The organism is Pseudomonas sp. CFII68 (genome assembly GCF_000416195.1).
Lineage (GTDB): Bacteria > Pseudomonadota > Gammaproteobacteria > Pseudomonadales > Pseudomonadaceae > Aquipseudomonas > Aquipseudomonas kilonensis.
Genome location: NZ_ATLN01000112.1, coordinates 1 through 21,869, shown reverse-complemented (window position 1 = coordinate 21,869; position 21,869 = coordinate 1). Strand labels below are relative to the sequence as shown.

Annotated in this window: 20 protein-coding genes; 17 read left to right on the top strand and 3 right to left on the bottom strand. The window is 61.5% G+C overall.

All coding sequences use genetic code 11. The annotated features are described in order from the left end of the window. Positions 1–17: 17 nt before the first annotated feature. The 3 genes from CFII68_RS07365 to CFII68_RS07375 all read left to right on the top strand — a co-directional run bounded on the left by CFII68_RS07365 (position 18) and on the right by CFII68_RS07375 (position 3,024). On the top strand, positions 18–1,010 hold the full coding sequence (locus CFII68_RS07365; RefSeq protein WP_018610948.1) for an NAD(P)-dependent oxidoreductase: 993 nt from the start codon (positions 18–20) through the stop codon (positions 1,008–1,010). Between the two features lie 107 nt (positions 1,011–1,117). Then, the gene (locus CFII68_RS07370) at positions 1,118–1,993 is read left to right on the top strand and encodes a hypothetical protein (protein WP_018610946.1); all 876 of its coding nucleotides are present in this window, start codon (positions 1,118–1,120) and stop codon (positions 1,991–1,993) included. Positions 1,994–2,181: 188 nt separating this feature from the next. Continuing rightward, a complete protein-coding gene (locus CFII68_RS07375; RefSeq protein ID WP_018610944.1) occupies positions 2,182–3,024 on the top strand; it encodes a cache domain-containing protein in 843 nt (280 codons plus the stop codon). 954 nt (positions 3,025–3,978) lie between these two features. Here the strand turns inward: CFII68_RS07375 and rapA are convergent. Continuing rightward, positions 3,979–6,825: an RNA polymerase-associated protein RapA gene (gene rapA / locus CFII68_RS07385; protein WP_018610940.1), complete on the bottom strand. Its 2,847-nt coding sequence runs from the start codon at positions 6,823–6,825 to the stop codon at positions 3,979–3,981. Between the two features lie 229 nt (positions 6,826–7,054). Between rapA and CFII68_RS07390 the strand changes: the two genes are divergently transcribed. From CFII68_RS07390 to ccoM, 3 genes are all read left to right on the top strand, one after another. Next, positions 7,055–7,396 (top strand): hypothetical protein, encoded by a 342-nt coding sequence (locus CFII68_RS07390; protein ID WP_018610938.1) that lies wholly within the window; start codon positions 7,055–7,057, stop codon positions 7,394–7,396. Between the two features lie 94 nt (positions 7,397–7,490). Beyond that, positions 7,491–7,652 (top strand): hypothetical protein, encoded by a 162-nt coding sequence (locus tag CFII68_RS27760; RefSeq protein WP_003198631.1) that lies wholly within the window; start codon positions 7,491–7,493, stop codon positions 7,650–7,652. A gap of 144 nt (positions 7,653–7,796) precedes the next feature. After that, positions 7,797–7,913, top strand: a complete 117-nt coding sequence (ccoM, locus tag CFII68_RS28080) for a cytochrome c oxidase subunit CcoM (protein WP_018610934.1) — start codon at positions 7,797–7,799, stop codon at positions 7,911–7,913. Between the two features lie 253 nt (positions 7,914–8,166). On the opposite strand, the gene CFII68_RS07400 is transcribed toward ccoM, so the two are convergent. After that, positions 8,167–9,642, bottom strand: a complete 1,476-nt coding sequence (locus CFII68_RS07400) for an inorganic phosphate transporter (protein ID WP_018610931.1) — start codon at positions 9,640–9,642, stop codon at positions 8,167–8,169. 365 nt (positions 9,643–10,007) lie between these two features. After that, positions 10,008–10,208 carry a hypothetical protein gene (locus CFII68_RS07405; protein ID WP_003184509.1) on the bottom strand — a complete coding sequence of 67 codons (201 nt, stop codon included), beginning with the start codon at positions 10,206–10,208 and terminating at the stop codon, positions 10,008–10,010. Between the two features lie 580 nt (positions 10,209–10,788). On the opposite strand from CFII68_RS07405, the gene pcaR reads away from it, so the two are divergent. The 11 genes from pcaR to pcaC all read left to right on the top strand — a co-directional run bounded on the left by pcaR (position 10,789) and on the right by pcaC (position 21,677). Then, entirely contained in the window at positions 10,789–11,631 is an 843-nt protein-coding gene (pcaR, locus tag CFII68_RS07410; RefSeq protein ID WP_003184507.1) for a pca regulon transcriptional regulator PcaR, read from the top strand. 140 nt (positions 11,632–11,771) lie between these two features. Further along, positions 11,772–13,118, top strand: a complete 1,347-nt coding sequence (locus CFII68_RS07415; RefSeq protein WP_018610926.1) for an MFS transporter — start codon at positions 11,772–11,774, stop codon at positions 13,116–13,118. A 292-nt stretch (positions 13,119–13,410) separates the two neighbouring features. Then, positions 13,411–14,271: a CoA transferase subunit A gene (locus CFII68_RS07420; protein WP_018610924.1), complete on the top strand. Its 861-nt coding sequence runs from the start codon at positions 13,411–13,413 to the stop codon at positions 14,269–14,271. Next, complete coding sequence (locus CFII68_RS07425; protein WP_014336962.1) at positions 14,268–15,047, top strand: CoA-transferase subunit beta; 780 nt, start codon at positions 14,268–14,270, stop codon at positions 15,045–15,047. Before CFII68_RS07420 ends, CFII68_RS07425 begins: the two co-directional genes overlap by 4 nt. After that, positions 15,044–16,249: a 3-oxoadipyl-CoA thiolase gene (pcaF, locus tag CFII68_RS07430; protein ID WP_174553540.1), complete on the top strand. Its 1,206-nt coding sequence runs from the start codon at positions 15,044–15,046 to the stop codon at positions 16,247–16,249. The genes CFII68_RS07425 and pcaF overlap by 4 nt, the downstream gene beginning before the upstream one ends. A 37-nt stretch (positions 16,250–16,286) precedes the next feature. Next, positions 16,287–16,991: a protocatechuate 3,4-dioxygenase subunit beta gene (pcaH, locus tag CFII68_RS07435; protein ID WP_018610922.1), complete on the top strand. Its 705-nt coding sequence runs from the start codon at positions 16,287–16,289 to the stop codon at positions 16,989–16,991. A gap of 1 nt (position 16,992) precedes the next feature. Next, positions 16,993–17,559: a protocatechuate 3,4-dioxygenase subunit alpha gene (gene pcaG / locus CFII68_RS07440; RefSeq protein WP_018610921.1), complete on the top strand. Its 567-nt coding sequence runs from the start codon at positions 16,993–16,995 to the stop codon at positions 17,557–17,559. Between the two features lie 197 nt (positions 17,560–17,756). Further along, a complete protein-coding gene (locus CFII68_RS07445) occupies positions 17,757–19,052 on the top strand; it encodes an MFS family transporter (protein WP_018610920.1) in 1,296 nt (431 codons plus the stop codon). A gap of 44 nt (positions 19,053–19,096) precedes the next feature. Then, positions 19,097–20,461, top strand: coding sequence for a 3-carboxy-cis,cis-muconate cycloisomerase (locus CFII68_RS07450; protein ID WP_018610919.1), 1,365 nt, complete (start codon positions 19,097–19,099; stop codon positions 20,459–20,461). A 12-nt stretch (positions 20,462–20,473) separates the two neighbouring features. Continuing rightward, positions 20,474–21,274 carry a 3-oxoadipate enol-lactonase gene (gene pcaD / locus CFII68_RS07455; protein ID WP_018610918.1) on the top strand — a complete coding sequence of 267 codons (801 nt, stop codon included), beginning with the start codon at positions 20,474–20,476 and terminating at the stop codon, positions 21,272–21,274. A 10-nt stretch (positions 21,275–21,284) separates the two neighbouring features. Continuing rightward, positions 21,285–21,677 carry a 4-carboxymuconolactone decarboxylase gene (gene pcaC, locus CFII68_RS07460; RefSeq protein WP_014336968.1) on the top strand — a complete coding sequence of 131 codons (393 nt, stop codon included), beginning with the start codon at positions 21,285–21,287 and terminating at the stop codon, positions 21,675–21,677. Positions 21,678–21,869 lie beyond the last annotated feature (192 nt).

Here is a 21,869-nt window from a genome sequence, read left to right as displayed (position 1 = left end):
ATTTCTTAGGAGCATTCATGAAAATTCTGGTCACCGGCGCGAGCGGCTTCATCGGCGGGCGCTTTGCGCGTTTCGCCCTGGAGCAAGGCCTGGATGTACGGGTCAACGGTCGCCGGGCCGAGAGCGTGGAACACCTGGTGCGTCGCGGTGCACAGTTTGTCCAAGGGGATCTGAGCGACCCGCTGCTGGCCCGGGATTTGTGCCTGGATGTCGAGGCCGTGGTGCACTGTGCCGGCTCCGTGGGGCTTTGGGGTCGCTACCAGGATTTCCACCAGGGCAATGTCCAGGTCACGGAAAATGTTGTCGAGGCCTGCCTCAAGCAGAAGGTGCGCCGCCTGGTTCATCTGTCCTCGCCGTCCATCTACTTCGACGGTCGTGACCACCTTGGGTTGACCGAAGAACAAGTCCCCAAGCGTTTCAAGCACCCTTACGCGGCCACCAAGTACCTGGCCGAGCAGAAAGTCTTCGGCGCCCAGGAGTTCGGCCTCGAAGTGCTGGCCCTGCGCCCGCGTTTCGTGACCGGTGCCGGTGACATGAGCATTTTTCCGCGCTTGTTGAAAATGCAGCGCAAGGGGCGCCTGGCGATTGTCGGCAACGGGCTGAACAAAGTGGATTTCACCAGCGTGCAAAACCTCAACGAAGCGCTGCTCAGCAGCCTGCTGGCGACCGATTCAGCGTTGGGCAAGGCCTATAACATCAGCAATGGGGCACCGGTTCCGCTGTGGGATGTGGTCAATTATGTGATGCGCCAGATGGAAGTCCCGCAGGTCCGGCGTTATCGTTCCTACGGCTTGGCTTATAGTGTCGCGGCCCTGAATGAAGGTTTCTGCAAATTGTGGCCGGGCCGCCCCGAACCAACGCTGTCGCGCCTGGGCATGCAGGTCATGAACAAGAATTTCACCTTGGACATCAGCCGGGCCCGGCATTATCTCGATTACGACCCGCAGGTCAGCCTGTGGACCGCCCTTGATGAATTTTGTGCCTGGTGGAAGGTCCAAACTGCCCGCTGATCGGCCCGTCATGAACCGAGTGCCATGTTTGGGGTCAATCGGTGCGGCGGGCGAGGGGGTTATACTTGCCGTATCAAGCCATCACCGGTTTCCCAAAGGTTGAACCAATGCCCATGCGTAACGATGCCAACGACGACTTCGACGATGTACCGAGCCTGCGGATGCGGGCCGACATTCCCGATGACGATGACTTTCTGCCCAACCGCCAGCCCCCTGCGCAAGCCCGCTCTGCGCCCGCTGCCGCGGCGGCCAAGGTCAAGGGCCCCAGCACCGGGCCGCTGTGGGCATTGGTCGGTGCGTTGTTGTGTGCGTTCGGTTTCCTGGCCTGGTGGAGCTTCCAGCAGATTTCCCTGATGGAGCAGCAACTGGTGGCCACCCAGGAGAGCTTCGCGCGGATCAGTGAAGATGCGGCGGGACGCCTGCAGGAGTTTTCCGGCAAGGTCGTCGCTGGTCAGTCGAATGTGATGAGCGACAGTGAGGCCTTGAAACTGCAAATCAAGCAGTTGGAAAACAAGTTGCAGGATCAGGGCAAACAATTCGACAGCAAACTGCTGGAGCAGTACAAGCAACAGCAAGCGACCTTCGGCCCGTCCGCCGACCTGGACAAGGAACTGGCCCAGCTCATTGCCCAGGCCACTGAACAGCAGAACACCAACACCCAGTTGCAAGCGTCCAACAAGGAGCTCCAAGCCCAGGTCAAGACGCTGGTGGCTGAAGTGACCGCCCTGAAAAACCAGGGTGAGGGTGGTGCCCTGGATGCCCAGCTCAAGAGCATCGGTGCTGACATCACCGCCCTGAAAAGAGCCACCTCCAACTCGGCCATCGACCGCCTGGAGCAAGACGTGATCGTGCTCAAGAGCCAGCAGGATAACGGCAACACTGCCGAGTTCGACGCCTTCCGCGGCCAGGTCACTCGCAACATCAACACCTTGCAAGCGCAGATCCAGAACTTGCAGCAGCAACTGCGCGCTGGGGCTCAATAAGCCTGAGGTGGCCCTGATGTTCGGCCCGCGCCTATCCCTGTAGGAGCTGCCGAAGGCTGCGATCTTTTGATCTTTCGCTCAAGACTTAATTGTCTGGGAAAAGATCGCAGCCTCGTTGCACTCGTCAGCTCCTACTTCCCCACGCCGTCTACGCTCTTGAAACACCAACAAGAACGAGGGGCGCGCATATGGTTTTTTTTCACAAGATGGCCTGGCTGGGCGCAATGCTTGTGCTGGGGCTGGCACCGGTTCAGGCAGCGACACCGGATGACGGCCAGGCGGCCCGCTCGCTGCTGGAAAAGGCCTTGGCCTACTACCACGACAACGGCGACAAAGCCTTTGCTGCCTTCAGTCGCCAAGGGGAATTCGTCGACAAGGATCGCTACGTATTCGTGGTGGATACCCAGGGTGTGATGCTCGCCAGCGGCGGGCCTTCCTCGGCGCTGATCGGGCGAGACGTGTCCGAAGTGCTGGGCCCGGACCTGCGCAAAGCCTTCAAGGACGCCTTGAAGACTCCCGAGGCCAGTGGCATCCAGCAAGCCGAGTACCGTTGGCAGAACTGGGCGGACGGCAAGGTCGAGCGCAAGCATGTGTATTTCCAGCGCGTCGGCGAGCGGATCCTGGCCGTCGGCTACTACCTGCCCCGGGCTTCCGCCGAGCAGGCCAGGGCGCTGCTGGACAAGGCCTCAAGTGATCTGCTGAAAAACGAGAAAACCACGCTGACGGCGGTCAACTCCCTCAAGGGCGGGTATCTGCAGGATGACCTGTATGTCTTTGTCGTTGACCTCGATACCCGGCGGTATGTTGGCCACGGCACCAATCTGCGCTTGATCAATACCGATTTCGCCAAGGTCAAGGATCCGGATGGCAAGCCGGTGGGGGAGCCGATCCTGGCCATGATCGGCAAGCAGGATGTGGGGGAGTATGAGTATCGCTGGAAGAACCCGGTGACTGGCAAGGTTGAGGACAAGCATGCGTACTTGAAGAAGGTTGGGCATTTTCTGGTGGCGGTGGGGTATTACAGTCCTTGAGGGGTTAGGGCTGGGTTTTGGGTGTATATCCGTTTCTTTGGTAACGGCTACTTAGGGTTCCGCTCTTACAGCGGCTCACTTTTGAGAAGCGCAAAAGTAAGCAAAACGCTTTTGCCCCACCACTCGGTGCCTCGCCTAGGCTCGGCATGCCTGAACGAAGGCATTGCTCCGTGGGCCGCCGCGAAGGGCCATCCATGGCCCAGCGCGGCTATCCCGGCATCCATGCCGGGATGCCCACTGCGCAATACCTTCGTTCAGCCAGCGTGGTTAACGGGGCGCCCCAGATCAAAAACAAAACCGAGGCGGCCTAATAGCCGACCTGGTTCTCCCGGTCTTACAACCGTCAGATCTGTGGGAGCAAAGCTTGCTCGCGAAGGCGGCGATACAGTCGATGAAGATGCTGGATGTACCGGCCTCTTCGCGAGCAAGCCCGCTCCCACAGTGGTTCTGTGTTGAATATAAATTTTTTGTCCGCTGAAGACTGAATGTGGGAGCGAGCTTACTCGCGATGGCGGTGGTTCAGTCACATGGATGTTGAGCTGACTGGCCCCATCGCGAGCAAGCTTTGCTCCCACAGATCTGATGGGTGTACGACCGGGAGAGCCAGGTCGGCTATCAGGCCGCCTCGGGGAGGACGTTGATTTCGGCGCCCCGTTAACCACGCTGGCCGAACGCAGGCATTGTGGAGTGGGTATCCCGGCATGGATGCCGGGATAGCCGCGCTGGGCCATGGATGGCCCTTCGCGGCGGGCCCACGGAGCAATGCCGGAGTGAGGGCACACCGAGCCTAAGCGAGGTGCCGAGTGGTGGGGCAAAAGCGTTTTGCTTACTTTTGCGCTTCTCAAAAGTGAGCCGCTGTAAGAGCGGAACCGCCAGCCGCCGTTACCGCAGCAACGGATATACACCCGATAAAACCACCACAGCGGGGACCCATATCGGGACCCCCCGCCAAACTCAGCCCGCCACCAACACCCGAATCGCCTCCAAACGCAACGCCGCCTTCTCAAGCATCGCCAGTCCTTGCTCGCGCTGTTGGCGCAGGGCTACCAGTTCGCTGTCGCGCACGGTCGGGTTGACCGCTTGCAGGGCGGTCAGGCGTGCCAGTTCCTCGTCGGTATCGGCGGCCAGGCGACGCTGGGCCTCGGCCACGCGTTCGGCGTGACGCGGGGCGATCTTTTCTTCGCCGGCATTGATCCGGGGCGTTAGCTGGTCGCGCTGGGCCTGGATGAACTTGTTGGCGCTGGCACGGGGCACGCTTTCGAGCTGGTCGTTCAAGGTTTCGAACGAGACCCGGGCGGCCAGGTCGTTGCCGTTGGCGTCCAGCAGGCAGCGCAGGGCGGCCGGCGGCAGGTAGCGGCCCAGTTGCAGCGAGCGCGGAGCCACTACTTCACTGACGTAGAGCAATTCCAGCAACACGGTGCCGGGCTTGAGGGCTTTGTTCTTGATCAGTGCCACGGCGGTGTTGCCCATGGACCCGGACAGCACCAGGTCCATGCCGCCTTGCACCATCGGGTGCTCCCAGGTGATGAACTGCATGTCTTCGCGTGACAGTGCCTGGTTGCGGTCGTAGGTGATGGTCACGCCTTCGTCGTCGCCCAGCGGGAAGCTGGCGTCGAGCATTTTTTCGCTCGGCTTGAGGATCAGCGCGTTTTCCGAATGGTCCTCGCTGTCGATACCAAAGGCGTCGAACAAGGTTTCCATGTAGATCGGCAGGGCGAACTGGTCGTCCTGCTCGAGAATGGCTTCCACCAGCGCATCGCCTTCACCGGCGCCGCCGGAGTTGAGCTCCAGCAAACGGTCGCGACCGGTGTGCAGCTCGGCCTCCAGGCGCTCGCGTTCGGTGCGGGCTTCGTCGATCAGCGCTTGCCACTGGCCATCGTCGGCTTCTTCCAGCAATGGCAGCAGGCGCGGGCCGAACTGATGCTGCAAGGCGTTGCCGGTCGGGCAAGTGTTGAGGAAGGCATTCAGCGCTTCGTGGTACCACTGGAACAGCCGCGCTTGCGGGCTGGTTTCCAGGTACGGCGCGTGCAGTTCGATGGTGTGTTTCTGGCCGATCCGGTCCAGACGACCGATGCGTTGTTCCAGCAAGTCCGGGTGCGCCGGCAGATCGAACAGCACCAGGTGATGGGCGAATTGGAAGTTGCGGCCCTCACTGCCGATTTCCGAGCAGATCAGCACCTGGGCACCGAACTCTTCGTCGGCGAAATAGGCCGCCGCGCGGTCGCGTTCCAGGATATTCATGCCTTCGTGGAACACCGTGGCCGGGATGCCGGAACGCACGCGCAGGGCGTCTTCCAGGTCCATGGCAGTTTCGGCGTGGGCACAGATCACCAGTACTTTGGTGCGCTTGAGCATCTTCAGGGTGTCGATCAGCCACTCGACCCGCGGGTCGAAACGCCACCAGCGCTCTTCTTCACTGGCGTCCGGCTGGGCCTGGAAGCTGACTTCCGGGTACAGCTCGGGGTGATCGCCCAGGGGCAGCTCGAGGTATTCGTCCGGGCACGGCAGCGGGTAGGCATGCAGCTTGCGCTCGGGGAAGCCCTGCACAGCGGCGCGGGTGTTGCGAAACAGCACGCGGCCGGTGCCGTGGCGGTCCAGCAACTCACGTACCAGGCGGGCACTGGCTTCGACATCGCCATCATTGACGGCGGTCAGCAAGGCTTCGCCTTCGTTGCCCAGAAAGCCGTGGATGGTCTTGTGGGCCTCAGGCGAGAGACGGCCCTTGTCCAGCAGCTCCTGCACGGCTTCGGCCACCGGGCGATAGTTTTCGCTCTCGGCGCGGAAGGCCTTGAGGTCGTGGAAGCGATTTGGGTCCAGCAGGCGCAGGCGGGCGAAGTGGCTGTCCTGGCCCAGTTGTTCCGGGGTTGCGGTCAGCAGCAGCACGCCGGGGATCGTCTCGGCGAGTTGTTCGACCAGGGCGTATTGCGGGCTGGCCTGGTCTTCGTGCCATACCAGGTGATGGGCCTCGTCGACCACCATCAGGTCCCAGCCGGCGGCGAACAGCGCGTCCTGGGCCTTCTCGTCGTCCACCAGCCATTCCAGCGCCACCAGGGCCAGTTGCGTGTCTTCGAACGGGTTGCTGGCATCGCTTTCGATGAAGCGTTCTTCGTCGAACAACGCGACCTGCAGGTTGAAGCGTCGGCGCATTTCCACCAGCCACTGGTGCTGGAGGTTTTCCGGTACCAGGATCAGGACGCGGTTGGCGCGGCCGGACAGCAACTGACGGTGGATGATCAAGCCGGCTTCGATGGTCTTGCCCAGGCCCACTTCGTCCGCCAGCAACACCCGCGGCGCAATGCGGTCGGCCACTTCTCGGGCAATGTGCAATTGGTGGGCAATCGGCTGGGCACGGACGCCGCCCAGGCCCCAAAGCGAAGACTGCAACTGGCGGCTGGTGTGTTCCAGGGTGTGGTAGCGCAGGGAGAACCACGCCAGTGGGTCGATCTGGCCGGCGAACAGACGGTCGCTCGCCAGGCGGAACTGGATAAAGTTCGACAGCTGGGTTTCGGGCAGGGTGACGACTTCGTTCTGCCCGTTGAGGCCGTGGTAGACCAGCAGCCCATCGACGTCATCGACTTCGCGCACGGTCATTTTCCAGCCTTCGAAGTGAGTGATCACATCGCCCGGCGAAAACCGTACACGGGTGAGCGGCGCATTCCGTAGCGCGTACTGGCGAGTGTCGCCAGTGGCCGGATAGAGCACGGTCAACAAGCGGCCGTCCTGTGCCAGAACGGTGCCTAAACCCAGCTCGGCTTCGCTGTCACTGATCCAGCGTTGCCCCGGTTGATACTGCTGCGCCATGCTGCCTGACTCCCGCCTTGAAAAAGCCGGTTATCTTAACGGAAGGATCCTTCAGACCAAAGGATTTACGTATGCTGATTCATTACCGGTGGCACGGAACTTAAGCTTGCCCTGCGATCAAACAAGCTTGGCCCTGGGGATCGCTGCAATGCCAACTGGGTCACAAGTTTCGGACCGGCGGTTCAAGCTGCCACTTTCCCAGCCGACAACCTGAAGACAGGAGACCTTTATGTTGCCACCCATGCTCCCTTTGAGCGCCGTACCCGTCACCGCTCAACAGGATCCGGTTCGCCAGCGACCGGACATACCGCCCGTGGTCCCGGTGCAGCAAAGCTCCAACGAAAGCACCATCGACCTGAAAAACCGCGACCCGGAAGAGGCCGCGTTGCTGTTGCGCGAGGAGCAGCGTCGCCGGCAGGAGCGTGACAAGCGCCACCGCGAGGCCGATGAAGACCCTGAAGAACACCTGGCCGTACCGGGCAACGAACTCAACGCCGACAACACCGTGCCGGTGGTGCCGCTGATAGACGACGAGTCGCGCCAGGGCTTGTGGGTCGATATCCAGATCTGATTCAGGTGTTTGCCGACGTACGCAGGCTGGTCAACGCCGCCGACAGCCCGCATCATGGGGGCATCCGCAATTCACTGCATGATGCCCACACGCCATGAGCCAAGACGACAAGCTGATCGACCTCAGTGCCGAACGCGCCAAGCGCGTTCACGACCTCAACGAAAAACGCCTCAATGAAGTCCGTCAGGCTTTCGAGCAGGCCATGCCCTTGGGCAAGCCCAAGAAAAAGTCGAAAAACAAACCGAAAAAGCGCTGAACCCCCTCGATCCATTGATGCAGATCAGTTATTTCCCCACCTTTTCGCCCGCTTGCGGGCGTTATTGACCCCGGTCAATTTTCATCCAGGCCTGATTGGTTAACTTGAACCCATCGCAACAGGGGCAAGACCAGGAGGCCAGTCATGTTTTTCGATAATGTGGTGTTTGCCGGAGTGCTGACGGTTGGCCTCATGGTCGTATTTTTCGCAGGCTTTGGATTATTCATCTGGAAAGACGCACACAAGCGCAAAGAACCCTAGGTCTTTCCGGTTACAACGAGCACGCAAGGCATTTTGGGCGACTTCGGTCGCCCTTTTTTTTGGCAAATTTCCCCTGTTTGACACAAAACAACTGTGGGAGCGGGCTTGCTCGCGAAAGCGGTATGTCAGCCACTGAATAGCTGACTGAACCGACGCTTTCGCGAGCAAGCCCGCTCCCACAAGTTGTTCAGCGTTGGGCATAAAAAAAGGTGCGAACCGCAAGGATCGCACCTTCTTTTTTGAGCCGCTGGAATCAGCTGCCCAGGGCCTTGGACGCCAGCCAGAACAGCCCGGCCGACAGCGCCACCGTCGCCGGCAGGGTCAGCACCCAGGCCAGCAGGATGGTGCGCACGGTGCCGCCTTGCAGGCCGCTCTTGTTGGCGACCATGGTGCCGGCCACGCCCGAGGAGAGTACGTGGGTGGTGGAAACCGGCAGGCTGAAGATGTTCGCCATGCCGATCATGCACGCGGTGGTGATCTGCGCCGACATGCCCTGGGCGTAGGTCATGCCTTGCTTGCCGATCTTCTCGCCGATGGTCAGGACCACACGCTTCCAGCCGACCATGGTGCCCAGGCCCAGCGCCAGGGCGACTGCCAGGATCACCCAGAACGGGGCGTATTCGGTGGTGGCGGTCAGGTCCTTGCGCAGCTTGTTCAGGTCGTCTTTTTCACGGGCGGCCAGGCCTGGCAGCTTGCCGACCTTCTTCGCCGTATCGTCCAGGCAGAGCAGGTAGCGACGAACCTCGATGCGTCGTTCCGACGGCAGCGAATGGTAGTCCGCCACGCCTTTGAGCGTGTCCAGCAGGGCATTGATGGTCGGCTCTGTCTGCTGCGGGTTGCAGCGGAACTTCTCTGGCAGATCGCCTTTCACGCTTTTGCCCAGTGCCAGGTATTCACCCAGGGACTCGCTGTTGCGTTGGTAGAACTGGCTCAGGTGCAGGGTCGCGTCACGGGTCCGCTCGATCTGGTAGGTGGTGCTGCCCAAGTCGAGTACGAACTGCGCCGGCACGATACCGATCAGCACCAGCATGATCAGGCCGATACCTTTTTGACCATCGTTGGAACCGTGGACAAAGCTGACGGCCATGGCCGAGATCACCAGCACCAGGCGGTTCCAGAACGGCGGGTGCTTCTTGTCGTCGATCTGGCGGCGCTGTTCTGGCGTCTTGTGCATCTTCGACAGCGGACGCCACCATTTCAGGCTGATCAGCACCAGGGCGGCGATCAGGAAACCGGCCATGGGCGAGAACACCAGGGAGGCGCCGATATCGATCGCCTTCTGCCAGTTCACCCCGTCGGCCAACGGAATATCGTTGATCAGCGCGTTGGCCAGGCCCACGCCGAGGATCGAGCCGATCAACGTGTGGGAACTGGACGCCGGGATACCGAAGTACCAGGTGCCCAGGTTCCAGGTAATGGCCGCTGCGAGCAGCGAAAACACCATGGCCAGCCCGTGTCCGGTGTTCACATTGATCAGCAGTTCCACGGGCAGCAGGTGAACGATGGCGTACGCCACCCCCACGCCACCCAGCAGCACGCCGAGGAAATTGAACACACCGGAAAAGAACACCGCCAGATGAGGCGGCATGGCTTTGGTGTAGATAACAGTGGCAACCGCGTTAGCGGTGTCATGAAAGCCGTTGATGAACTCGAAGGCGAGGACAAAAGCCAGGGCGAGCAAGAGGCTCACAAGCACCCAAGCATCCAGTCCGCTGAATAAATCGATCATGAAGGTTTTCTGACCCGGTCGTAAGGGGGCGCGATTATGCCAGAAAACCTCGGTAATCGATGCATTGCCTGCTCATCGGTAACATTCTTCAACGAAATAATTTGTAGGAAAGCCGCCGGAGCGAGGTTTTCCGCGGGGTGCGTAACCCTTTGATTAGGTGGCGCAAAGCGCACCCGAACAGGATCGCCGCCCACTGACAGACGCCTCACGCGGTTGTATGAAATATCTGAAAAGGAGGTCGGCCATGACCCTTCCCTGCCGTCGGACGGGAGCGGATGGCGGCCCGCTCATGGCGGGCGTGCACTACGGTTTCCGGTCTGGGTGGTGGCCGGAGACCTCTTCACAAGAACATCAGGCCCAGAGCGTCATTGCTCTTCGGCTTTGAGTTCTTTTTCCATTTTCTGGAGTTCCTGGGTGAAGGCCTGGTCCTGAACGGTGGCGCGCTTGCGCCAGGGTTTGCGTTCCGGTTCAGGTTGCGCGGCGTAGGTGGTGACTTCCCCGCCGTAAACTTCCTTGTAACGTTGTTCCTGGCGCTCAAGTTCCGCGCGCAGTTCGTCTTTCGTCACAGTTTTACCTAATTAATTGAAATTGAATCTGGTGATACGCACTGCATGCAGAACATGCAGACGGCCACGGCACCAGAGCTGACAGCTGACGTAGCATCAGGGCTTCGTGTTGTTGCCAATACAGGGGAAGCGACCCTAGAGGTGCTTCGGGCGCCACGGTATTAACCAAAGGTGCCGGCGTACGGAAACGGTCGATTGGCCGTACCGTCGCTGAGTTGCATTATAGCGGTCCAGCTGAATAACACTATCGGGAAAAATTCAAAGGGCCTGTTGTTTGTGTGAATGGATGTTTGTATGTGAAAACTTGTGTCAATCAGGTTTCAGAAGATGCTTGCTAGTGCCGGTATCCTGATGCCCTTCAAGGCGACAAGTTCAATATCGGCCACCCCTTCCGTCAAATCGCTTGTCACTATCGCCCAACTTGTTATCGAGCGTTCGACGGCTGGCGAATCCATGATACCTGGCAGGATTGCGATTATCGGTTGCTGGTTCGATAATCGAACACTGTTGACGGTCCGACCCTTGTCTGTCCGTCGGGCCGCCGCTTGTAATAGCCGTCATTCCCGGGGAAGGACCAGACATGAACGACCAATTGCGCAATGCTTTCACTTCAGTCGCGCCACCGATCGTCGCCTCGCCGGCCAAACGGATCCAGGCCCTGACCGGCGATCCTGATTTCATGACCTCCCTGGCCCGCGGATTGGCTGTGGTCCAGGCCTTCCAGGAGCGCAAGCGGCACCTGACTATCGCCCAGATCAGCCATCGCACGGAAATCCCTCGAGCGGCCGTCAGACGTTGCCTGCATACCTTGATCAAGCTTGGTTACGCCACCACGGACGGACGCACCTATTCGCTGCTGCCCAAAGTGCTGACGCTGGGGCACGCCTATCTGTCCTCGACGCCTTTGGCTGTTTCTGCCCAGCCGTACCTGGACCGCATGAGCGAGCAATTGCACGAAGCCTGCAACATGGCCACGCTCGAAGGCGACGACATCCTCTATATCGCCCGGTCAGCCACCACCCAGCGCCTGATTTCGGTCGATCTGTCGGTCGGCGGGCGCCTGCCAGCCTACTGCACCTCAATGGGCAGGATTCTCCTGGCGGCCCTGGATGATGCTTCGCTGCGCGACTACCTCGACCACGCCGACCTGCAAGCCAAGACCAGCCGCACCTTGCACACCCCCGAGGCATTGCTCGAATGCCTGCAACAGGTACGGCAGCAAGGCTGGTGCATCGTCGACCAGGAACTGGAACAGGGCCTGCGTTCGATTGCCGTGCCGGTGTACGACGCTTCCGGCCAGGTGGTCGCGGCGCTGAATGTCAGTACCCATGCCGGGCGGGTCAGCCGCAATGAGCTGGAACAGCGTTTCCTGCCAGGCCTGCTGGGGGCCAGCCGCGACTTGAGCGCGCAGCTGTTCACTTAAGCTGTTCGATAAACGCACACAGTCGGCGGCGATGAATTGACGGTATTTGCCTGCCCTCATTAATGTCGCGCAGCGTCATCCGGCGGGTTTCGCCGGTCCCTGATCGTTCGCCTGCGTTTATCGCGTGGAATAAAAATAAAATGAACCAGCCCCAGACCTCCGTAGGCAACTGCCTCGATGTGCAGTCCTTCATCAATGCCCAACCCATTTCGCGCTACCAGTGGCGGGTGGTGATTCTTTGTTTCCTGATTGTTTTCCTCGACGGCCTCGATACAGCGGCCATGGGCTTCATCGCCCCGGCGCTGTCCCAGGACTGGGGCATCGATCGCGCCAGCCTAGGCCCGGTGATGAGCGCCGCGCTGATCGGCATGGTGTTTGGCGCATTGGGTTCAGGGCCGCTGGCTGATCGCTTCGGACGAAAAGTCGTACTGGTGGGCGCGGTCCTGCTGTTCGGCGCCTTCAGCCTGGCGTCGGCCTACAGCACCAACGTCGATCAATTGCTGGTACTGCGTTTCCTGACCGGTCTGGGATTGGGCGCCGGGATGCCGAACGCCACCACCTTGCTCTCGGAATACACCCCGGAACGCAAGAAATCCCTGTTGGTGACCAGCATGTTCTGCGGCTTCAACCTGGGCATGGCCGGCGGCGGGTTCATCTCCGCCAAGCTGATACCGGCGTTCGGTTGGCACAGCCTGCTGCTGATTGGCGGGATCCTGCCGTTGATCCTGGCGGTCGTGTTGCTGTTCTGGCTGCCGGAGTCGGCGCGTTATCTGGTGGTGCACAATCGCGGTACCGACAAGGTGCGCAAGACCCTGGCACCGATCGAACCGAACACGGTGGCCCAAGCGGCGAGTTTCAGTGTGCCGGAACAGAAAACCGTGAAAGCCCGCAATGTGCTGGCGGTGATCTTCTCCGGCACCTACAGCGCTGGCACCTTGCTGCTGTGGCTGACCTATTTCATGGGCCTGGTGATCGTCTACCTGTTGACCAGTTGGCTGCCGACCCTGATGCGCGACAGCGGCGCGAGCATGGAGCAGGCCGCGTTTATCGGTGCGCTGTTCCAATTCGGCGGCGTGTTGAGCGCCGTCGGGGTGGGTTGGGCGATGGACCGGTTCAATCCGCACAAGGTCATCGGCATTTTCTATCTGATGGCCGGGGTGTTTGCCTACGCGGTGGGGCAGAGTCTGGGCAACATCACCTTGCTCGCCACCCTGGTGCTGGTGGCCGGCATGTGCGTCAACGGCGCGCAATCGGCGATGCCTTCCCTGGCCGCGCGTTTCTACCCGACCCAAGGCCGCGCCACTGGTGTCTCGTGGATGCTGGGCATCGGTCGTTTCGGCGCGATCCTCGGCGCCTGGATGGGCGCGACCCTGCTGGGCCTGGGCTGGAACTTCGAACAGGTCCTGACCGCCCTGGTGATCCCGGCGGCCCTGGCGACCACGGCGGTGGTGATCAAGGGCATGGTCAGTCATGCGGATGCGACCTGAGCCATAAAGCTTAAGCCTGCGAAAGACCTGTGGGAGCGAGCCTGCTCGCGATTGCGGTGGATCAGTCAACACTTATGCAAGTTGATACACCGCTATCGCGAGCAGGCTCGCTCCCACAAGAGGATGGCTTTGTGCAAATAGATAGCCAAACAACAATCTGTTCGATAAACGAACACTCAGTCGATTATCGGATTGTTTGGCTTTTCCCCCCGGCTTAATCTTCAGTCACTCCGGCGCTTAACCTCGCGCCTTTTTCTTCATGTCGGTCTACTGGAAAACGGGAGCCTGCCCCATGGCTGAAATCCTTTCGCTGCACGACGCGGTGAAGCAATTCGTCAACGACGGCGATACCGTCGCGCTCGAAGGCTTCACTCACCTGATTCCTACGGCGGCGGGTCATGAAATCATTCGCCAGGGCAAGAAAGATCTGACCCTGGTGCGTATGACGCCTGACCTGATCTATGACCAGTTGATCGGCGCCGGTTGTGCTCGCAAGTTGATTTTCTCCTGGGGCGGCAACCCTGGCGTAGGGTCGTTGCACCGCTTGCGCGATGCCGTGGAGAAACAATGGCCACACCCGCTGGAGATCGAGGAACACAGCCACGCCGACCTGGCCAACGCCTACGTCGCCGGCGCCTCCGGCCTGCCGTTCGCGGTGCTGCGGGCCTACGCCGGTTCCGACCTGCCGAAGGTCAACCCGCTGATCAAGAGCGTGACCTGTCCCTTCACCGGTGAAGTATTGGCCGCCGTGCCTTCGGTGCGCCCGGACATCACGGTGATCCACGCCCAGAAAGCCGACCGCAAGGGCAACGTGCTGCTGTGGGGCATCCTCGGTGTGCAGAAAGAAGCCGCCCTGGCCGCCAAGCGTTGCATCGTCACCGTGGAAGAAATCGTCGATGACCTCAATGCACCGATGAACGCCTGCGTGCTGCCGACCTGGGCATTGAGCGCCGTCTGCCACGTGCCGGGTGGCGCTCATCCGTCCTACGCCCACGGCTACACCGAGCGTGACAACCGTTTCTACCAGGCGTGGGATCCGATCGCCCGGGACCGTGAGACCTTTACCGCCTGGATCAACGAATACATCCATGGCACTAAAGACTTCAGTGAATTCCAGGCCAGACTGGCAGCCGCTTCGCAGGTGAAACCATGACTTACTCCACCAACGAAATGATGACCGTCGCCGCGGCGCGTCGCTTGAAGAACAATGCCGTGTGCTTCGTTGGCATCGGCCTGCCGTCGAAAGCGGCCAACCTGGCGCGGCTGACCTCGTCGCCGGACGTCGTATTGATCTACGAATCCGGCCCGATCGGTGCCAAGCCCAGCGTACTGCCACTGTCCATCGGTGACGGTGAGCTGGCAGAAACCGCCGATACCGTCGTCCCGACCGGTGAGATTTTTCGCTATTGGCTGCAGGGCGGGCGTATCGACGTCGGTTTCCTCGGCGCCGCCCAGGTCGACCGTTTCGGCAACATCAACACCACGGTGGTGGGCGACTACCATCAGCCGAAAGTCCGCTTGCCGGGTGCCGGTGGCGCGCCGGAAATCGCCGGTTCGGCCAAGAGCGTGTTGATCATCCTCAAGCAGTCGGCTCGCTCGTTTGTCGACAAGCTGGATTTCATCACTTCGGTCGGCCATGGTGAAGGCGGCGATTCACGCAAACGCCTGGGCCTGCCAGGCGCCGGTCCCGTCGGTATCATCACCGACTTGTGCATCATGGAACCGGAAGCCGACACCCATGAGTTCGTGGTCACCGCGTTGCACCCCGGCGTGACCCGCGAGCAAGTCATTGCGGCCACCGGGTGGGCGATCCGTTTCGCCGACCAGGTGCAAACCACCGCCGAACCGACCGAAGTGGAGCTGCGCGCACTGCGCGACCTGGAAGCTCGTACCGCGGCGGCCCACGGCCAGGCACCGGGAGAAGCCTGATGCGCGACGTTTATATCTGTGATGCGATTCGAACCCCTATCGGTCGGTTTGGCGGCGGTTTGTCCGCCGTGCGTGCCGACGACCTGGCGGCCGTGCCGATCAAGGCGCTGATGGAGCGCAACCCATCGGTGGACTGGAGCGCGGTGGACGAAGTGTTTCTCGGCTGCGCCAACCAGGCCGGCGAAGACAACCGCAACGTGGCGCGCATGGCGCTGCTGTTGGCGGGCCTGCCGGAAAGCATTCCCGGCGTGACCCTCAACCGTCTTTGCGCCTCGGGCATGGACGCCATCGGCACGGCGTTCCGCGCCATCGCCAGTGGTGAAATGGAACTGGCCATCGCCGGTGGGGTGGAGTCGATGTCCCGTGCGCCGTTCGTAATGGGCAAGGCCGACGCGGCGTTTTCCCGCAACATGAAGCTGGAAGACACCACCATCGGCTGGCGTTTCATCAACCCATTGATGAAAGCCCAATATGGCGTGGACGCGATGCCGCAGACCGCCGATAACGTGGCTGATGACTACGCCGTATCCCGCGTCGACCAGGACGCTTTCGCCTTGCGCAGCCAACAGCGCACGGCGGCGGCCCAGGCGGCGGGTTTTTTTGCCGAAGAAATCGTTCCGGTGCGCATCACCCATAAAAAAGGCGAAACCGTGGTTGAGCAGGATGAGCATCCTCGCGCCGACACCACGCTGGAAACCTTGAGCAAACTCAAACCGGTCAACGGCCCCGACAAGACCGTCACTGCCGGCAACGCCTCGGGTGTCAACGACGGCGCGGCTGCACTGATCCTGGCGTCGGCCGAAGCGGTGAAGAAACACGGCCTGACGCCGCGCGGCAAAGTGCTGGGCATGGCCAGTGCCGGCGTGGCGCCCCGAGTGATGGGCGTCGGTCCGGTGCCGGCGGTGCGCAAGCTCATTGAGCGCCTGGGCCTGGCGGTCGCGGATTTCGATGTGATTGAACTCAATGAAGCGTTTGCCAGCCAGGGCCTGGCGGTGTTGCGCGACCTCGGTCTGGCGGACGATGCGCCCCAGGTCAACCCGAACGGCGGCGCCATCGCCCTCGGCCATCCCCTGGGCATGAGCGGGGCGCGCTTGGTACTGACGGCGCTGCACCATCTGGAAAAGACCGGCGGCAAGAAAGGCCTGGCGACCATGTGCGTCGGCGTCGGCCAAGGGCTGGCGCTGGCGATCGAACGCGTCTGACGCGTCGTTCTACTAATAAGAAACCGAGGAATGCTTCATGACTGACAAGCCTGGTTATCGTCGCCCCCAAGCGGGCACCCAGCCGGAGTATCTGCACCCGCCGTACCAGTCCACCAACCTGCGCTCGCCGTCCAAGCCGTTGGTGTTCCTGCCGCATTCGCTGTCGGAAATTACCGGCCCGACTGTCGGTGCCGACCGCGTGCAAGAGAAGGACCACGACCTGACCGCCCAGCATGCCGGCGAGCCGCTGGGGGAGCGGATCATCATCCACGGGCGCGTGCTGGATGAGAATGGCCGGCCGGTGCCGGGCATTCTGGTGGAGATCTGGCAGGCCAACGCCGCCGGTCGCTACAACCACGACCGCGACAACCATGACGCGCCGCTGGACCCGAATTTCACCGGCACCGGTCGTACCGTCACCGACGCCGACGGCTGGTATCAGTTCCAGACCATCAAGCCTGGCGCCTATCCGTGGGGCAACCACCACAACGCCTGGCGCCCGGCGCACATCCATTTCTCACTGTTCGGGCCGAGCATTCTGACGCGCCTGGTGACGCAGATGTATTTCCCTGGCGACCCGTTGCTGGCCTACGACCCGATCTACAACTGCGTGCCGGACACCCGTGCCAAGGAACGCCTGATCGCCCGTTTCGACCTGGAAAAAACCGTCCCTCACTACGCCCTCGGTTACCGCTGGGACATCGTCTTGCGCGGCCGCGATGCCACGCCGATGGAGAAATAAGATGACGCTCACCGCCACCACGTCCCACACCGTTGGCCCGTACTACCACATCGGCCTGACCTGGCTGAACCGCGAAGACCTGACCGTCACACAAACCCTTGGCCAGCGCGTGGCGATCACCGGGCAGGTGGTCGACGGCAATGGCCAGTTCGTCAACGACGCGATGCTGGAAGTCTGGCAGGCCAACGCCGCCGGCAAATACGCCCACCCGGAAGACGACCAGGACAAACCCCTGGACCCGCACTTCGAAGGCTTCGGCCGGGTGCCGGTGGATGCCGAAGGGCGCTTCCGCTTCACCACCATCAAGCCGGGCACTGTGCCAGGGTTGAACGGTACGACCCAGGCACCGCACCTGGTGGTGCTGGTGTTCGCTCGCGGGCTGGTCAAGCATTTGCTGACGCGCATCTACTTCGACGGCGAACAGGCCAACGAAACCGACCCGCTGCTGGCCTGCGTACCTGAGGAGCGTCGCGCCACGATCGTGAGCAAGCCCGATGCGTCGGGCGTGTATCAGTGGAACGTGATCCTGCAGGGCACGGATGCCGAGACGGTGTTCTTCGATTACTGAGTGAGCCAATCGTGGAGCCATCGCGGGCAAGCCTTGCTCCCACAGGGGTACACGACATGTGGTTGAGCAATGGCAACAACCCCTGTGGGAGCAAGGCTTGCCCGCGATAGCGTCAGTCCAGGCAATGCAATACTGTGGAACGGGATTGTTACTAAGTGTGTCTAGAACTTCGTCAGTCCCCAACGAGTGAGTAACCCATGGCCATCCCAATCAGCCATTACACCGGTGAAGAACGCAGCAAGCGCATCTTCGCCATCGTCGGCGCCTCATCCGGCAACCTGGTCGAATGGTTCGACTTTTACGTCTATGCGTTCTGTGCGATTTATTTCGCGCCGGCGTTCTTCCCTTCGGACAACCCTACGGTGCAACTGGTCAACACGGCCGGTGTGTTCGCCGCCGGGTTCCTGATGCGGCCCATCGGCGGCTGGATTTTTGGCCGGGTGGCGGACCGTCACGGGCGCAAGAACTCGATGATGATTTCGGTGCTGATGATGTGCTTTGGCTCGTTGCTCATCGCCTGCCTGCCCACCTACAAGGACATCGGCGTCTGGGCGCCGCTGTTGCTGTTGTTTGCGCGCTTGCTGCAGGGCCTGTCGGTAGGTGGCGAATACGGCACCACCGCCACCTACATGAGCGAAGTCGCCCTCAAGGGCCAACGTGGCTTTTTCGCCTCGTTCCAGTACGTGACGCTGATCGGCGGGCAACTGCTGGCGGTGTCGCTGGTGGTGATCCTGCAACAGTTTCTCAGCGAAGACGAACTGCGCGCCTATGGCTGGCGGATTCCATTCGTGGTGGGCGCGGTGGCGGCGTTGATCTCCCTGTTCCTACGACGTTCTTTGAAGGAAACCAGCAGCAAGGAAATGCGCGAGAACAAGGACGCTGGCAGCATTATGGCGTTGTTTCGCGATCACAAGGCTGCGTTCATCACCGTGCTGGGCTACACCGCCGGCGGCTCGCTGATTTTCTACACGTTCACCACCTACATGCAGAAATACCTGGTGAACACCGCCGGCCTGCACGCCAAGACCGCCAGCTACATCATGACCGGCGCGCTGTTCCTGTATATGTGCATGCAGCCGTTGTTCGGCATGTTGGCGGACAAGATCGGCCGGCGTAGTTCCATGCTCTGGTTCGGAGCCCTGGGAGCGTTGTGCACGGTGCCGATCCTGCTGACCCTCAAAAGCATCAGCAGCCCGTTCCTGGCGTTTGTCCTGATTACGTTGGCGCTGGCGATTGTCAGTTTCTACACCTCCATCAGTGGCCTGGTGAAAGCGGAAATGTTTCCACCTGAAGTGCGGGCACTGGGAGTAGGGTTGGCTTACGCGGTGGCCAATGCGATTTTTGGCGGTTCGGCGGAGTACGTTGCCTTGAGCCTGAAGGCCCAGGGCATGGAGAACGCCTTTTACTGGTATGTCACGGTGATGATGGTGGTGGCGTTCCTGTTCAGCCTGCGCCTGCCCAAGCAGCCGGCGTATTTGCACCACGACCTTTGACCCAACCGCGCCGGCCGTGAGGCCGGCGCACCCAAGGACTGTTTATGAGCGAACGACCGGGCAATCAGCTGTTCGATGCCTACTTCACCGCCCGCGACATGCGCGAGGTGTTCTGCGATGCGGGGCGGGTCCAGGCCATGCTGGATGTCGAGGCCGCGCTGGCCCGGGCCGAGGCGCGGGTAGGGTTGATCCCTCAGGATGCGGTGGCGCCGATCGAGAACGCCTGCCGTGCCCAGCTGTACGATTTTTCCGCGTTGAGCGATGCGATTGCCAGTGCCGGCAATTCGGCGATTCCGCTGGTCAAGGCGTTGGGCAAGCGCATCGCCACCGAGAGTGCCGAAGCTGAACGCTACGTACACCTGGGCGCCACCAGTCAGGATGTGATGGACAGCGGATTGGTACTGCAACTGCGCCAAGCGTTGGGCTTGATTGAGGGAGAGTTGGCGCAACTGGCCGTCACCCTGGCCCGACAAGCTGAACGCTACGCTGCCACGCCGTTGGCCGGGCGCACCTGGCTGCAACACGCCACGCCGGTGACTCTGGGCATGAAAATCGCCGGTTGGCTGGGGGCGATCACTCGCAGTCGCCAACGCTTGCGGGAACTCAAGCCGCGCTTGCTGGTGCTGCAATTCGGCGGTGCCTCCGGAACGCTCGCCGCGTTGGGCGAACAGGCGCTACCTGTCGCCGAAGCCCTGGCCGCCGAGTTGCAACTGAACCTGCCGGAACAACCGTGGCACACCCAGCGCGATCGCCTGGTGGAGTTCGGCGCGGTGCTGGGTTTGATCGCTGGCAGCCTGGGCAAGCTGGGCCGCGACGTCAGCCTGTTGATGCAGACCGAGGCCGGCGAAGCGTTCGAGCCGTCGGCGCCGGGCAAGGGCGGTTCGTCCACCATGCCGCACAAGCGCAACCCGGTGGGCGCGGCGGTGCTGATCGGCGCGGCGACGCGAGTGCCTGGCTTATTGTCGACGCTGTTCAGCGCCATGCCCCAGGAGCACGAGCGCAGCCTGGGCCTGTGGCATGCCGAATGGGAAACCCTGCCGGAGATCTGCTGCCTGGTGTCCGGTGCCTTGCACCAGGCGCGGCTGCTGGCCGAAGGGCTGGAAGTGGACGCGGCGCGCATGGCCCGCAACCTGGAACTGACCCAGGGGTTGGTGCTGGCCGAAGCGGTGAGCATCGTCCTGGCCCAGCGTGTCGGGCGCGACACGGCGCACCATCTGCTGGAGCAATGTTGCAAGCGCGCCGTGGCCGAGCAACGGCATTTGCGTGATGTGCTGGGGGATGAACCTCAGGTCACTGCGCAGCTATCCGCGACCGAGCTTGATCATCTGCTCGACCCGGCGCACTACCTCGGACAAGCCCAGACCTGGGTCGCCCGGGCCGTGGCCGAACACCTAGCCTTGAACGCCTGAAAGGAGATTGTTGTGGGATTCGTCAAACTCGCCGAGGGCGATCTGAACTATCGTTTTGATGGGCCGCAAGACGCCCCTGTGTTGGTGCTCTCCAATTCCCTGGGCACCGACCTGCACATGTGGGACGACCAGGTCGCGGCTATCAGCGAACACTTTCGTGTGCTGCGCTTCGACACGCGCGGCCATGGCCAGTCGCTGGTCACCGAAGGACCGTACAGCATCGAACAACTGGGCCGCGATGTGCTGGCGATGCTTGATCAGTTGAACCTCGACAAGGTGCATTTCTGTGGCTTGTCCATGGGGGGCTTGATCGGCCAGTGGCTGGGGATCAACGCCGGCGAGCGCCTGCACAAACTGGTGGTGTGCAACACCGCGGCCAAGATCGGCGATCCGTCGGTGTGGAACCCGCGTATCGAAACCGTGCTGCGTGACGGTAAGGCGGCGATGGTGGCGTTGCGCGATGCCTCGATTGCCCGTTGGTTTACTCCTGACTTTGCCGAGGCCCAGCCTGCGACGGCAAAAAAAATCACCGACATGCTCGCCGCCACTTCGCCTCAGGGCTATGCCGCCAACTGTGCGGCGGTGCGTGATGCCGATTTCCGCGAGCAGTTGTCGTCGATTCGCGTACCGCTGCTGGTGATCGCCGGCACTGAAGATGCGGTGACGCCGCCGTCGGGTGGGCACTTTATCCAGGAGCGGGTCCGTGGGGCCGAGTACGCCGAGTTCTACGCCGCGCACCTGTCCAACGTCCAGGCCGGCGCCGCGTTCAGCGCGCGGGTGCTGGATTTCCTGCTCGATTCTGGCCGTGCCTGAGGAGTTTTTTGTGGACGAGAAACAACGTTACGACGAAGGCATGCAAGTGCGCCGCGCGGTGCTGGGCGATGCCCACGTCGATCGCAGCCTCAATGCCCTGACCGAGTTCAACAGCGAATTCCAGGAGATGATCACCCGTCACGCCTGGGGCGACATCTGGACCCGCCCGGGCCTGCCGCGCCATACCCGCAGCCTGATCACCATTGCCATGCTGATTGGCATGAACCGCAACGAAGAACTCAAGCTGCACCTGCGCGCCGCCGCCAACAACGGCGTGAGCCGCAGCGAGATCAAGGAAGTGATCATGCAGAGCGCCATCTACTGCGGCATCCCGGCAGCCAACGCCACCTTCCACCTGGCCGAGTCGGTGTGGGATGAATTGGGCGTCGAATCGCGGGCTTGAGAACCACCGCCAATCCCTGTGGGAGTCAATACTGTGGGAGCAAAGCTTGCTCGCGATGCAATGCCTCACTCACCAGAAATGCCACTGACCCACCGCGATCGCGAGCAAGCTTTGCTCCCACACTGGATTTTCAGTGAGCACAAATTTTGTGCTCGGCACTGATCCCCCTGTGGGAGCGAGCCTGCTCGCGAT